The organism is Enterobacter sp. BNK-18 (genome assembly GCF_047456135.1).
Classification (GTDB): domain Bacteria; phylum Pseudomonadota; class Gammaproteobacteria; order Enterobacterales; family Enterobacteriaceae; genus Enterobacter; species Enterobacter ludwigii.
This window is the reverse complement of the sequence record NZ_CP179899.1, coordinates 337,442-351,029: the sequence shown is the minus strand read 5'-3', so window position 1 is coordinate 351,029 and position 13,588 is coordinate 337,442. Positions and strand designations below refer to the sequence as shown.

Sequence of the window (13,588 nt, the reverse complement as noted above, 5' to 3'; positions counted from 1 at the left end):
AATCAGTGTGCAACTTAAAGTGCGGTTTAAGTCAACAATGAAAGAACTGGATATCAGAGAAGTCGCCAACCTTACGGGAGTTACACCATCGGCATTGCGATATTACGAAAAGAAAGGGCTTATTAAACCTATTGGTCGTAATGGCCTTAGGAGGCAGTATAACGAGATTGTGGTCAATAAATTGCAATTAATCGCTCTGGGACAGGCAGCAGGTTTTTGTCTTGATGAGATTGCCGACATGTTCAGTGAAGACAACAAACTCATACTCAACAATGTTCTGCTTCTTCAACGAGCAAAGGAGATCGACAGTACCATCCGTCGGCTCCAGTTGTTAAGCCGGGGACTGAAGCATGTTGCTTGCTGTTCGAAAAGCGTGCATTCCGAATGCGATGAGTTCAAAAAGATTGTCTCAAAAGGACTTCGGCTCGTCATATAAATGACGATTAACGAATCGGGCACGCCTCATGATACCAGGCGGATTAACAAAAGAGTTGTGAAGTCTCCAGCAGCAAAAAGTGGACGACGTTACCAGTGGGAAACATCGCTATTAATATCTGGACAGTTCATGCTCAACTCCGTGTGACATTTTTCATAGACAATTAAGAAGGGCTATTCATGGCTGCTGTTGAGGAATTGAAAGTGAAGTATCCAGGTGCAAATGCCTGGCAAATGGGTGACAGCCCGGAACTGGCCAGTGAGCTTGCGGATCTGATTAAAAAAGGGATCAAAACAGCCTCTTGCGGATCATTTGCCTCTTATCAGCAGGAAGAGCCTGCGCCGAAAATTGGGAGCTATAACATTATCCTTGATGGCCAGAGCATCCCGGTCTGCGTAATCAGGCTGGTTTCAATGCGACTGGTTCGTTTTTGTGATGTTACTGAGGAGTTTGCCCGCAAAGAAGGTGAAGGCGATTTAAGCCTTGAACACTGGCAGAAGGAACATCAGCGGTTTTTCACCCGCGAAGGGTATTTCTCTGAAGAAATGGAGCTAATTACAGAAGAATTTGAAGTGGTTGAACTACTGTAAGATCAGCTAAACGATCTTGCGTTCAATCCCCTGCCCTTTATAACAACTCCCGCTTCTGGCACAAAGCGGACCGACATAAGAGCCGCAAGGTTTGCTACGAGCGATAAGCGACCCCACAAGCTTACAATAAGCGTGGAGCAATGCCGCTATTTCAGGCCAGCCCGTCGGCTGGCTTAACTCACCCCACTTGAGATCCAGAAATCGTTTTCTGCGGTGCGCTCCTGGGACCTTATCCGCTCCCCGCATCAGGTGTCCCCTGATGGAATACCAGTTTCCATTGCCCGCTCCCGGCCCGCTCCCAACACGAAGAGCGCAAAGTTGGGCGAGTGCCGTCCGCATTGAATGTCCTGTAGTGCAATATCGCGACATCCTCTCTTATTTTAATGAGCTGAAAGTCGCTGCTGAGAATGGTCGGGATAACTGTTTCGGCAGAAAGTGCCTCTATTGTCTGCGAACGATCGATCAACACACCTGATCGTGTCATTTCCCTGAACTGGTCGTGAAGTATCTGTTCAAGCCATTCACGATCGTTGCGCCTGCTGCCATGAAGCGTGCGTTCCAGCGTTTTCAACTGTTCCAGAAGCATGGCATTTACCCTCATTCAAATTCGACTGTCAGTTTCATGGCCATAAATGTTTTGCGGCAACTCGTCCGCCAGCATGTGAAGTGTCGTCTTCAGCCATTTGGTTGCCCCTCTCTGGCCACTGCGTTTATGCGAGTAAATCTTTACTTCAAACGGGCTTATGGTGAACGGCAATGAAAAAATCTGAATACTGGCAGCATGTTTCAGCTTCTCAGCTGCAAAACGGGGAATGGCCATTAGCAGGTCGCTTTCCGCAACGATAAACGGGGCACTCAGCATGGATGGCGTCTTAAGCGCTATCTGCCGCGTATACCCCAACTGCTCAAGCCGTAAATCCAGTACCCCCTGCTTTTCGTTCCAGGGGGTTATCACCAGATGCCGTGCGGCAAGATAATCTTCCAGCGTCAGCTGTGTTCGGCGGGTATTGCTGATGACAACATACTCATCCTCAAACCAGTTTATCTCATCCAGTTCATTGTGGCGGATATCGTCGGGTGTACTGAATCCCAGCGCCAGATCCACTTCTCCTGCCAACAGTTCGTTCAGCGCCGGGCTGTGTGGCAAATAGCGTAAATCAAAGCGCAAGCCAGGCGCTTCCTGCTGCAGTCTCTGCATCAACGTCGGGAAAATGCACAACGCGGTAAAGTCCGTAATCGCAATCTGGATCCGCTCCGTGCTTTCGCAAGCCACGAACGCCGGTTGTACAGTCAGCTCCTGATTGAGAAATTTCAGTGCTGATGCAATAGACGGCGCGAGCTGGGTAGCATACACGCTTGGGCACATCCGGTGGCCTTCCCGGTAAAATAGCGGGTCATTGAGCGCAATACGCAGTCGGGACAGCGCGTGGCTCAACGCAGAGGTGCTCATCGCCAGTTCATCCGCGGCGAGGCGAACGGAACAGTGCCGATAAATGGCGTCAAAAATGAGCAGCAGGTTTAAATCAAGACGTCGTAGCGCTGGATGCATAATATTCATCATTGGGTGATTTCATTGCACTTAATTCTTCCGACAATACCCCCTATGCTTAACGCCATCAATAACGATGCCTTGCAAAAAAGACAGGAAAACATATGAGTATCAGCCTTCGCCAGGCCCGCCCGGAAGATGCCTCCGCTATTTACGATATGATTTATGAGCTGGCGGTTTACGAAAAAGCCCCGCAAGAAGTGGTCACCACACCGGATGAGATTCGCGAAACACTCTTTGGCGACGGCAGCCATACCGAAGCATTAATCTGCGAGATTGAAGGGAAAATCGCCGGGTACGCCGTGTTCTTCACCAGCTACTCCACATGGCTTGGACGTAACGGTATTTATATGGAAGATTTGTATATTTCCCCCGATTATCGCGGCAAGGGCGCGGGAAAAGCGATGCTGAAGAAAATTGCGCAATATGCCGTGGAACGGCGCTGCGGACGCCTTGAATGGAGCGTACTGGACTGGAACCAGCCCGCAATTGATTTTTACCTCAGCATTGGCGCATTACCTCAAAACGAATGGGTACGGTATCGCCTGGAGGGTAACGCGCTGTTGAACTTTGCCGAATAACGCGACCGTGTTGCAGCAAATTGCAGATGCAGGCTGCTTCTGTTGAGGGGCAATCATGTTCGCGTTGAGGGGAGTATCAGGAACACATTGATCAGGCTTCGGGCCTGTTCAGTCGCGGCGCGTTCGTCGGTGGAGTATTTCTTCGACATAATGGTCAATGGCAATATTGTGCTCACGGCTCACGCGCGAAATGAATATGTGCAAAAGCGCCAGCGATGCGTGGAGTGTGACTGCGACCAGATTGTCGAAGTCTTTCTGAGTGAAACGGTCATTCCCCTTCAGTGTCGAATGCTGGAGCAAGGTGTGGGCCGTGATCTCGAGGACGGCTCGCCTGTAATCGCTCGACAGCAGGACATCCAGATCGGTCTGGCGAAGATCAAACGTGAAGTTAAAACTGACAAATCCGGAATCGACCGGCAAAGAGTAGGTCAGTCTGTCACCCTGTTGCTCAACGTACGGTTCATACCCCTCCCCCATCAGCCGTTGCGCCTGCATATCGCCCTCTCTTCTCTTCCAGGCGCCAGGCACACGTGTTGACCAGGGAGCGTCGCCGCAGGATTAAACAAGTGTTTCACCCGCTTTGATTGATTGACTGATAAAGGGCGCGGGCTTTCCAAAGAGATATCCTTGTGCCAAATCACACCCTAAACGTTGAAGGCACAACAGTTGATCATTGGTTTCAACGCCTTCAGCAATAATTATCATATCAAGGCATTTCGCCATGCCGACCATTAATTTTGCGATGGTCTGAGTTTCTTCATCCGTGGATATTGTTCGCACAAACGATTTATCGATTTTTATTTTATCAAAGCCTAACTGAATCAATCTTGAAAGGGAGGAATAGCCCGTACCAAAATCATCAATAGAGATTTTTATGCCCAGCACTCTGAGCGCCATAAGGATTTCGATGGGGGTTTCACTGTCGGTAAACAGCGAAGATTCCGTCACTTCCAGTTCGAGTCGGGTCGCGGGCAACCCCGTTTCGGCCAGCACTGCGCGTACTGTATCGACAAAATTCATACTGCTTAACTGCACCGGAGACACGTTGACAGAGATCCTTGCCGGCACCTTCCATGTCGTCGCTTCCTTGCAGGCGATTTCAAGCGCGGCTTTGCCTATCTCATGAATGAATCCCGTTTTCTCTGCTACCGAAATAAAATCATCCGGCGCAATGATGCCCTTAACGGGATGATTCCAGCGCAGAAGGGCTTCATAGCCATATATTTCAGTGGTGTACGAATCAACAATCGGCTGATAGTAAACGACCAACTCTTTATTTGCGACTGCCACTGATAAATCACGCTCCAGGGTTCTGCTTTCCTCGAGCTTTTGCAGCATAATACGGCGAAACACTTTGATCATGTTTAAGCCTGCACGTTTAGCTTCATACAGAGCCAGATCGGCAAACTTATAAAGGTAATCTGAACGTCGTTCTAACTCTGAAACAACAATACCGACGCAGGTACCAATGGTGACGTTAGAGTTACCTATTATGTAAGGCTTTTTAATGCACTCACAGATTTCCATGGCCAGATTAACGGCACTTTCTTCCGTCAGCTCATGCGACAATAATGCAAACTCGTCGCCCCCGAGGCGATAGAATGTATTTGTTTCGTTGCTCATGGAGGATAACCGGTGCGCAACCTCACGCAATAACAGATCGCCGGCATCGTGACCAAAGCTGTCATTGACTTCTTTAAAGCGATCGAGATCAAACAACATGACCGTGATTGGCCTGTGTATGCGGCTCGCTATCGAGATGTTATTAATAAGATCATCCCAGAAATAAAGCCTGTTTTTAAGCCCCGTCAACGAGTCATGGTAAACGTCATACGCCAGTTTTTTATTCTGTTGCTGGAGTATTTCCTTCGATTTTTGGAGTTCATTTGCCAGGCTGGTAACCTGTCGGTGAGTTTTAAGTATCTTCCTGTTCTGGCAGACGTTTAAAACACCCAATATCGCACTTAAAATAATCAGCAGAACCGAAAGGCCTGAGTAGATACGATACAGCTTTTGTATATTCTGGTTTGTCTCGTTGATGGAGTTAACATCATTGGAGAGTGCACTGGATGAAAACTGGCTAAGGGAGGAATCAAGCGCATACATTTTCTCAAGATAATCAGCAAGTTGAGCGCGACTCATCCCTTCCAGATGATGATCAAGGTAATCAAGCGTTTCATGCAGGTTTTTTGCCAGTGCATTATGGCTTTTATTCGACTTTACATATTTCCCTAAATCGCCTTCTTTCAGTAACTCACGCTGGCTAAGCATGATCTCCAGCCGCATGCGGAGATCGTCCATGGTGATATCAGGATTATTGTCAGAATAACGGCTGATCCACGACTCCAGCCTGTAGTATTCTGAAACCATCTGAGACACAGACCAGGAGTCCTTATAATGGTTGAGTTTTTGCAAATCCTCCTGCCGCTCATGCAAAAGAAATGAAATATACCCGGTTGTAATGAATAGGAAAAATATAATGCCTACCAGGATCCTGTTCATGCATTTCTCCAGATTATTACTCTACGACCATTTTGCTAATCTGCCATGCTGATCTCGAGTAATAGACCTGGTTATCCAACTCTTTGTTACTTTCATAAGGATAGACAATAAACAGAGGGCCCTTGTCGCGAACGCGCATATATTGGCCGTTCATTTTTATTGCAAGGATCACGTTATATTTTGTGAAGTCTTCAATGGGAATTTCAGTCGTATAATCATTGAGCGCGGTTACACTCAGAACAGTGCCTTTGGCGCCGACCAGTTCCATGAGTTTTTTCATGGGAATACCCTCAAAGCTTGTCTGGTCATTATACCATGGGTTACGGGTACGCATGGTAACGAGGCCGATTTTTTCCAGGCCAGCGATATCAAAGACTGCAGCGCCATTTTGATTACTGTTCTCGATTTTCCCGGAGATGGTTAACACGGGTTTCCCTTCAAGCTTAGGGAGTTCCTTCCCCCAGGAACAGGTCGAAATAATCAAGAAAAGTAGGGTGATTGCCATTCTCATGCGCGATGACTCCATTAAGGAAATAGGTATGTCTTGTCGTCTATTCTGACACAAATTGTTACCAGCCAACCAGATAAGACTCCAGGACGAAACGGTCCCGTTATACTCTCGTTTAACGGTCCATGACAGCCATCCCGACGTTGTTGCTTGCCGTATCGTCATTAACAAAGATTAGCCTTCAGACGTGTCCCTGTCTCCCTTTTACACCATGATAATATGAGACAGAGCAGGTTATTAAAATTGGACGAAGGCGGAATTTGAAAAAATTGTCGTTTCTAATCCCCCGTTGCGTCTTAAACGGTCAGAATTTGTGCGGAGTGGTCAATTATTGGTACGGAATACCCTCAGGAGAGATGCACATTGCGCCCTTATAAGCAGGTTAAAAGGGCAATGTCGTGCTATCGAGCGATCAATCCGACACAAGAATATTGTCGATGACCGGCTGGACGATTTGCTGAAATACTTTCGCGTCGTTAAACGCGCGTGCGGCTAACATGGCACCATGTACCGTTGCCATTAACTGCCCCGCCTCGCTGGCGTGGGTTGACCGGACAGTAAAGCATTTTTCCCTTTCTCCTTTCTGGAGCAACTCCGTCAGCCAGCCAGAGAGATCGGCGAAATGTCCCGTCACTTCCGAAGCGACTTCGGGCGGCAACGTCGGCAGTTCGGCGGCAAGCATCGCGCAGATACAAAATGGCGCAGAACCGTCCTGGATGCATTTGGCCCAATAATCGGCATAGGCCTGAAGTTCGGCAACCGGATTATTTAGCTGACGGCTTAATGCCTGCATTCCGGCGCGAGCCTCCTGGCGATACTCGCTCACGACGACCCTTACCAGCTCCGCCTTGCTTGAAAAATGGTGGTGAATACTCGCCTTGCGAATATTCACCTTTTCAGAAAGGTCGGCAAAACTGAAGCTTCGGTAGCCACCGGTGGTAAGCAATTGTCGCGTGAAAAATATAATGTCGTTTGCTTTCTGTGAACGTTCGGTGGACATAGCCGTAACCCATTGTCAGTATACAGATCAATAAGATATCAGAGAGCAGAGCGAAAACCTACCGACAGGCCGCCTTTACTGCCGCCGTCTGCCGCTCCCCGCCATACTGTCAAAGACGCCATCTCGCAGCACTAACGCATGAAAAAGCGCGGCCGCCAAATGCAGCATCACGGTAGCAAATAGCATCAGCGCAACCAGAGAGTGCAAAGGCCGCAGAATGGCAAACCAGTCGTTATTCACCGGAACAATGGGTGGCAAAACAACCCCGCCGCCGAGGGTGATGGGGTACCCCGCCGCTGACTGCATCGCCCAGCCAATCAGGGGCTGAAGGAACATCATGAGGTATAACGCCCAGTGTGAGAGATGCGCTATCAGGCGCTGCCAGGCCGGTATGGAAGCCGGTAGCGAAGGGACGGAGGTATAAAACCTCAGCCATAGCCTGACCACCACCAGAACCAGAATCATCAGCCCCAGCGGTTTGTGGATCGCCACCAGCAGGGCATGCTTCGACGAAATGGTTGAAACCATCGCAATGCCGATAAACAGCATTGCCACGATAGCCGCTGCCATGAACCAGTGCAGAATGCGCAACGCCGGATGGAAATAAGCAACCTGTTTCATAAGCCAGCTCCTGACTGTTGGGACTGTTCACGGGTACGCGCATTGTAGGATTTGGCATAGGCCGCCGAGCGCGCATTCAGTAAAGGATCGTCCGAAGGGGCAATGCCATCGGGCAAAATCAGCGGATCGTAGTTGATGTCATTGCACGGACCGTTTTGCTGCGGTGTTGCACGCGTCAGCACGAGCATGCCGGCATTGATGGTTTGCCGATCTTCAGGCCAAACCTGGCTTGCATCGTTGCCCGGATCGCCCGGTTTAGCGACGGTAATCATCAGATCCCATTTCAGCGGCCCTTGCTTCAGGCGCTCTTCAAGATCGTGTTGCAGAAAATCTTTATCATTTTTATCCGCCTCGCTCATCGGCTGAGAGCCAATATGCGGCACCATACTCCAGCGGACCAGATGCTCTTTACCCGTTTTATCAATAAAGCGAAATGCATTCAGGCTATTAAAGCGATCGCTTGCCCAACTGGATGAAGGTACATACTGCTTTGCCCAGGCGAGGTAGGGTTGCATCTGAGGATGCGCGATCACAAACGCCTTAAGCTTATCGGGGTTGGGTTTACCGGTTGCCGGATCGGGCAGAGTCAGGTTTTGCAGCGCATAGAAGTCTTCAACGGTAGAGACCGGAAAGCGTGGCATCGCGTTCATGCCTGTTCGCCACTGCTCGCCGTTGCTCTGCCTGAATTGCAGCGCCATGCTGCGCACGGGAACGGCATAATCCGGCGCTTTTGGGTTACCCCCTGCGATGGCGAAACGGCCCGTAACTGGCGTTTCGCCAGGGGCAAATAGCGCTGCTCGCGATAACGAACTGACCTGGCCGTTAGAGATAAAATCCCCCACCACGCACACGCCCTTCGCGTGATTGCGGCGAAAACCGGGATGTTCCCCACCCGATTTCTGCAATACCGAAACCAGTTTGTCAGACGTCAGACGATTCGGCGTCAGCCAGCCGCCTGACCAGAGAAACAGCGCTATCAAGACAAGGGGAATAATCGCGACCAGGCACAGGCGGACTATTTTTTGGCCGGTGGAAAGTGAAGTGTTCGTCATATTTTTGCTCACACAGTGAATACACAATCAAATACGCGAGAACGTATTCCTGAAAACATTAAGCACGTCTTTCGCTGCTGGCGTGATAACTCGCCCATTAAGACGCGCCACAGGATGAATGAAGCAGGATTTTTTTAACTGTAGCCCAGAGCCGCTCTTTATCTCTGTCACGTATTTTTTCATGCTGAATTTCTCGCATGAATGCCGCTTTATCAGCCCCGGAAAAGCCGCCCTCCGTTTTTAATTTCCGGGCGATACTGCGAAGCGTTGATTCATCGGCATGGGCAATTTTTGCTCTCACCGCAGAGAGCGGCATCGGTGTCCTCGGTGTGTCTTCTTCCATCAGCCAGTCGGCACAATGGAAATGCTGGATAGCCTTCGCAATGTCCATCTGCAGTTGAATGAAAGACCTGACGCTCTCTCTTTCCAGCCCTGACGCGTGGGCGACAGCAAAGGCTCTTTCAAGCACGTCCCGTTCCTGTTCAGGGTCAGCAATTGCCTGACCCTGCTGCGCCTTATACGCTGCAACCTCTTTCATCAGGCAAAAACGCAGGTTGATACTCATGCCAGGGCCGGAAAAAACCTCGGTCGCTGTCGTTGTTTCCGCAATGCCATCTCCCTGAATGGATGGCCCTGCCGCTAACTCATGCTTTTTCTCCATTACCGATCTCACTTATCGCATAGGTAAAAAAATAACGTTCTCAGGCCCGGATCCGGTTGTCTGGAAAGCGAACGAAAACCAACCTATCAGTTGGTAGGTTTGGTGTCAATTTCATCACTCATTTTTTACTCAATGCTGGATGCCATGTTTGTTCGGAATGGTTTTCAAAAAAATTCGGGGTAAGACAGGCTGCCGAAACGGCGAGCGAGGGGGAATGAAGAAAGATGAACAGAACTCAGAAAAAACATGCGGGCAGGAATATTGCATCCTGCCCGCATACCGGCCATACGGTCATTCCACTCCCCCAGCAAAAAAAATCGTATGGCGAGTTATCTTAGGCGTGAACCATATCTGCACAATACTGGATGCCAATACCGAACGCTCCGCCATGTTTCTGGCTGATCGAAGTGGTCAGTTCGTAGGTTTCATGACGTGCCCAGTCACGTTGCAGTTCAAGCAGGTAAGTCAGGGCAGTAATCGGCTTTGCGCCAGCCTGAATCATGCGTTGCACAGCGCGTTCATGAGCTTCTGCACTCATGTCACCGCTGGCGTCTGTGACGATATAGACGTCAAAACCTTGCTCAATGGCAGACTGAACCGGACCATTCAGACAGACCGAGGTCCACAGACCTGCAAACACCAGGCGGTCGCGCTCCAGTTTGTTGACGGCATCAACAAAATTACCATCTTCCCATGCGTTGGAGGTGGATCGGTTAACATACGACGCGTCATCCGGGAATACCGCTGAAACTTCAGGAAATACCGGGCCCGCAAAATCATGGCGTGAAATCGTCGAAACAAGGGTCGGAATATTAAACCCCTTACCTGTTTCCGCGAGGACTGCGGTATTTTGTCTCAGCAGGCCGATATCAATATTTTTCACATTGAACGCCATCTGGCTCTGGTGATCCAGCAGGATCAGCGCATGGTTTTCCGGGCTTAACAGATTTCTGGCCGCTGCAGGTGTTGCTTTAATCGTCATAATAATTTCCGCGATGTTTGTTTAAATTTATCAGTGTATTAAGGACCTGATTCGTGAACTCGGGAAAACTATACAAAACGAAATATTCTTTTGTCCGTTCATTTTTGCAAAGGGCTTATTGCAAAAATGAACGCTGTGAAATATTAATGAATTTTATATGAAAAAAGGAATTAACATGTCTGTCCGAATATTCTCTTTCTGTTTTCTGCTAAATAGTGGGAACAGTGATTCATAAATTCCCTTATTTTTGCTGATTTCCTTACATCAGGATGCGCGAGCAGCCAAATGTCTTCACCCAGTCCCTCCACGATGGGGCTAATCTGAGCCAGTTTATCTATCTGATTGCCATGCATGCAGGGTAACAAACCGATCCCGATCCCGCTTGAGATAGCCGACGCAACACTGAGAACGGAGTCGCCGCGAAAGGTGATATTTTTCTCGGGAATATTTTTTTCAATCCACAGAAAGGCGTTTAACTTAGACATTGCGTAATGGAAGGAGACCCAGCGATGCTCCGTGAGCGCCATAGCATTGACTTGCTTTTTTTCCCATTGTTCACGTAAACCATACACTGCCCAGAACGCCGATCCCACCTTGCGGCCGGAAAGATGCTCCGGAATGTCTCTGGTGGCTCGAAACGCGATATCCGCCCCGCCATCGAACAAATTGACGGATTCATTTCCTGTCGAGACCTGAAAGGTAATGTGGGGATTTACCCGGCTAAATGACGCGATCAGCGGGTTAAGGTAATCCTGCAAAAGGGCATCCGACGTGGTGACCCTTATCTCCCCCGAAAAACCGCATTCATCCTCTTCAATGTTCTGTAGAACATAGTGGATATCCTCTTCAATGCGGTGTCCCAGGGCGATCAGCGCGGTTCCGGCTTTTGTCGGAACGTAGTGGGTGCGGTGACGCAGAAAGAGGGCTAATGCCAGCGACGTCTCAATGGCCCCCAACCGACGAAACAAGGTGGAATGATTGATGCCCAGAGCATCTGCGGCGCGTGACAGATTACCGTGCTCACCTATAGCCATAACGGTTTTCAAATCATCCCAGGAAAAGTTCTGGGAGGTCATTTTCTTCATACTCTTTAAATCCAAATATCTTATCGGCAGGCCAGCTGTAAAAATTGCTGGCGGATGCGCTCGGCAATGGCATTGACCACCGCCGCACTCTCATCAGTCGGATCAATATCAACCCGGAAGGGACGTTTCCCGCAGGTGTATTGACGATATTGACTATTGCCTGCGCGGCATGACCGTGCAGGCCTCATCGCTCATTTACCCCGGAAGCGTATGCATCCGCCTGTCGGGGGGATTAGGCGAAGCCACCGTTTACACGAATAACCTGCGAGTTGATCCAGCTCCCGTCCGGACCTGCGATCATCGCTACTGCGCTGGCGATCTCTTCTGGGGTACCGATGCGCTCGAGCGGGGCCAGTTTTGCAACGGCCGCAACCTGCTCTTCGCTCTTATCGTTAAAGAAGAGCTCAGTCCCGGTGGGGCCCGGAGCAACGGCATTAACGGTGATATTTCTGCCCCGCAGTTCGTTTGCCAGCACGTGTACAAGCCCTTCCACGCCTGCTTTTGAGGCGATATAGGGACCATAAGCCGGGAAGGATTTGGCGATCACGCTCGTCGAAAGGGCAATGATTCTGCCGCCTTCACTCACGGTTTCAGCAGCATTTGCCAGCACCAGAAATGCGCCACGCAGGTTGGTATGAATGACACGATCAAAATCGTGAAGACCGGCAGGGGTAATCTTCGCCATTGGCATGATCCCCGCGCTGTGCACCACCACATCCAGTCTGCCGGTAACCGCTTTCGCTTGCTGGAACAAGTGGCTGACATCCGCTTCGCTGGCAACATCAGCCTGAATCGCCGTCGCACGGCCACCTTTAGCAACGATGCTCTGCACGGTTTGCTCTGCCGCCTCGGCATTACCTGCGTAATTCACGATAGTGGTAAAACCGTCCCGCGCGAGACGCTCAGCAATGGCGCGGCCGATACCACGGGAACCGCCCGTAACAAGGGCAGTTTTATTAACTTTGTCCATCGTTCTCTCCGGTTTCAGTGAAAGGGGGTCTGAATGAAGATATTAATGTTTTAGCGGGAGAGATAAATGGGTGATATTTGATAACATAATTCCATTATCGTTAATAATCGCCTTCAGGATCCGTAATGGATAAATTTGATACCATGCTGCTCTTCACCCGCATTGTAGAGCTTCAAAGCTTCAGTCAGGCCGCGGACCAGCTAGGGATCCCCAGAGCGACGGCCAGCAATGCAATAAAAAGCCTGGAGAAAAACCTGGAGTGTCGTCTGCTGGAGCGGACGACCAGACACGTGCGGGCCTCGCTGGATGGCGAGGCATTTTATGAACGCTGCGTGCATATTCTTTCTGAACTGGACGATGCGGAGTCTTCCCTGCGTCATTCCGGCGTAAGACCACAGGGGATTTTGCGCGTGAATCTTCACGGGGCCCATGCGACCCGCATTGTACTGCCCCGTATTGACGAGTTTCACGCCCGCTATCCCGCCATCAGGCTGGTTATCAGCAGTGGGGATCGTCTGGTCGATCTGATTCGGGAAGGCGTTGACTGCGCCGTACGCGCGGGCAAGCTCTTTGATTCATCATTAATTGCCCGGCCTTTAGCCCAGATGCCTCAGGTTATCTGCGCCAGTCCGGACTATCTTCGTAAGCACGGCCGACCGATGACTCCAGACGATCTGCTTTCTCACCAGAGCGTCAATTTCTTTTCCACCAGCCGGGGTAAGAACTATCCTCTGGAACTCATTGTTAACGGTAAAGAGAAAAGCTATCCGACCAAAGGCTGGATGACAGTGAATGACGCAGAAAATTACGTTATTTGCGCGTTGCGTGGATGTGGGCTGGTTCAGCTTCCACGTTATCATGTGGACGATGCCCTTCGGGATGGCCTGCTACAGGAAGTGTTAAGCGACTGGAAAAGCCCGGCCATGCAACTTTCGGCTATCTATCCACAGCACCGACAGCTTTCTCCCCGTGTCCGGATTTTTGTAGACTGGCTGGTTTCTCTCTATCGGGAACGCTTTGAGGTGAACGCTTAATGGCTGCGTAAACCGTC

16 protein-coding genes are annotated in these 13,588 nt (G+C 50.0%); 4 read left to right on the top strand and 12 right to left on the bottom strand.

All coding sequences use genetic code 11. The features are described 5' to 3' along the window. The first annotated feature begins 37 nt into the window (after positions 1-37). Both ACMGG3_RS01685 and ACMGG3_RS01680 read left to right on the top strand, forming a co-directional pair. Positions 38-436 carry a MerR family transcriptional regulator gene (locus tag ACMGG3_RS01685; RefSeq protein ID WP_414149529.1) on the top strand — a complete coding sequence of 133 codons (399 nt, stop codon included), beginning with the start codon at positions 38-40 and terminating at the stop codon, positions 434-436. A gap of 179 nt (positions 437-615) precedes the next feature. Then, the gene (locus ACMGG3_RS01680) at positions 616-1,026 is read left to right on the top strand and encodes an ASCH domain-containing protein (protein ID WP_414149528.1); all 411 of its coding nucleotides are present in this window, start codon (positions 616-618) and stop codon (positions 1,024-1,026) included. Positions 1,027-1,255: 229 nt separating this feature from the next. Here the strand turns inward: ACMGG3_RS01680 and ACMGG3_RS01675 are convergent, their stop codons facing one another. Both ACMGG3_RS01675 and ACMGG3_RS01670 read right to left on the bottom strand, forming a co-directional pair. Then, complete coding sequence (locus ACMGG3_RS01675) at positions 1,256-1,612, bottom strand: DUF4440 domain-containing protein (protein ID WP_047956204.1); 357 nt, start codon at positions 1,610-1,612, stop codon at positions 1,256-1,258. A 15-nt stretch (positions 1,613-1,627) separates the two neighbouring features. Continuing rightward, complete coding sequence (locus ACMGG3_RS01670; protein WP_020885050.1) at positions 1,628-2,587, bottom strand: LysR family transcriptional regulator; 960 nt, start codon at positions 2,585-2,587, stop codon at positions 1,628-1,630. Between the two features lie 92 nt (positions 2,588-2,679). On the opposite strand from ACMGG3_RS01670, the gene ACMGG3_RS01665 reads away from it, so the two are divergent. Beyond that, complete coding sequence (locus tag ACMGG3_RS01665) at positions 2,680-3,156, top strand: GNAT family N-acetyltransferase (protein ID WP_014169039.1); 477 nt, start codon at positions 2,680-2,682, stop codon at positions 3,154-3,156. 108 nt (positions 3,157-3,264) lie between these two features. Here the strand turns inward: ACMGG3_RS01665 and ACMGG3_RS01660 are convergent, their stop codons facing one another. The 10 genes from ACMGG3_RS01660 to ACMGG3_RS01615 all read right to left on the bottom strand — a co-directional run bounded on the left by ACMGG3_RS01660 (position 3,265) and on the right by ACMGG3_RS01615 (position 12,537). Further along, on the bottom strand, positions 3,265-3,651 hold the full coding sequence (locus tag ACMGG3_RS01660) for a hypothetical protein (RefSeq protein ID WP_041162472.1): 387 nt from the start codon (positions 3,649-3,651) through the stop codon (positions 3,265-3,267). Positions 3,652-3,714: 63 nt separating this feature from the next. Beyond that, the gene (locus ACMGG3_RS01655; protein WP_414149527.1) at positions 3,715-5,658 is read right to left on the bottom strand and encodes a putative bifunctional diguanylate cyclase/phosphodiesterase; all 1,944 of its coding nucleotides are present in this window, start codon (positions 5,656-5,658) and stop codon (positions 3,715-3,717) included. 16 nt (positions 5,659-5,674) lie between these two features. Then, complete coding sequence (locus ACMGG3_RS01650; RefSeq protein WP_020885054.1) at positions 5,675-6,169, bottom strand: molybdopterin-dependent oxidoreductase; 495 nt, start codon at positions 6,167-6,169, stop codon at positions 5,675-5,677. Positions 6,170-6,578: 409 nt separating this feature from the next. Continuing rightward, complete coding sequence (locus ACMGG3_RS01645) at positions 6,579-7,166, bottom strand: TetR/AcrR family transcriptional regulator (RefSeq protein WP_414149526.1); 588 nt, start codon at positions 7,164-7,166, stop codon at positions 6,579-6,581. A 75-nt stretch (positions 7,167-7,241) separates the two neighbouring features. Further along, complete coding sequence (locus tag ACMGG3_RS01640) at positions 7,242-7,787, bottom strand: cytochrome b (RefSeq protein WP_335257853.1); 546 nt, start codon at positions 7,785-7,787, stop codon at positions 7,242-7,244. Further along, on the bottom strand, positions 7,784-8,839 hold the full coding sequence (locus tag ACMGG3_RS01635; protein WP_020885057.1) for a catalase family peroxidase: 1,056 nt from the start codon (positions 8,837-8,839) through the stop codon (positions 7,784-7,786). Before ACMGG3_RS01635 ends, ACMGG3_RS01640 begins: the two co-directional genes overlap by 4 nt. Positions 8,840-8,936: 97 nt before the next feature. After that, positions 8,937-9,500, bottom strand: a complete 564-nt coding sequence (aroQ, locus tag ACMGG3_RS01630; protein WP_020885058.1) for a gamma subclass chorismate mutase AroQ — start codon at positions 9,498-9,500, stop codon at positions 8,937-8,939. A 334-nt stretch (positions 9,501-9,834) separates the two neighbouring features. Next, positions 9,835-10,482: an isochorismatase family protein gene (locus ACMGG3_RS01625; RefSeq protein ID WP_020885059.1), complete on the bottom strand. Its 648-nt coding sequence runs from the start codon at positions 10,480-10,482 to the stop codon at positions 9,835-9,837. A 170-nt stretch (positions 10,483-10,652) separates the two neighbouring features. Beyond that, the gene (locus ACMGG3_RS01620) at positions 10,653-11,567 is read right to left on the bottom strand and encodes a LysR family transcriptional regulator (protein WP_414149525.1); all 915 of its coding nucleotides are present in this window, start codon (positions 11,565-11,567) and stop codon (positions 10,653-10,655) included. 232 nt (positions 11,568-11,799) lie between these two features. Continuing rightward, positions 11,800-12,537, bottom strand: coding sequence for an SDR family oxidoreductase (locus ACMGG3_RS01615; RefSeq protein ID WP_414149524.1), 738 nt, complete (start codon positions 12,535-12,537; stop codon positions 11,800-11,802). A 125-nt stretch (positions 12,538-12,662) separates the two neighbouring features. On the opposite strand from ACMGG3_RS01615, the gene ACMGG3_RS01610 reads away from it, so the two are divergent. After that, a complete protein-coding gene (locus tag ACMGG3_RS01610; RefSeq protein WP_020885062.1) occupies positions 12,663-13,571 on the top strand; it encodes a LysR family transcriptional regulator in 909 nt (302 codons plus the stop codon). The last annotated feature ends 17 nt before the right edge of the window (positions 13,572-13,588 follow it).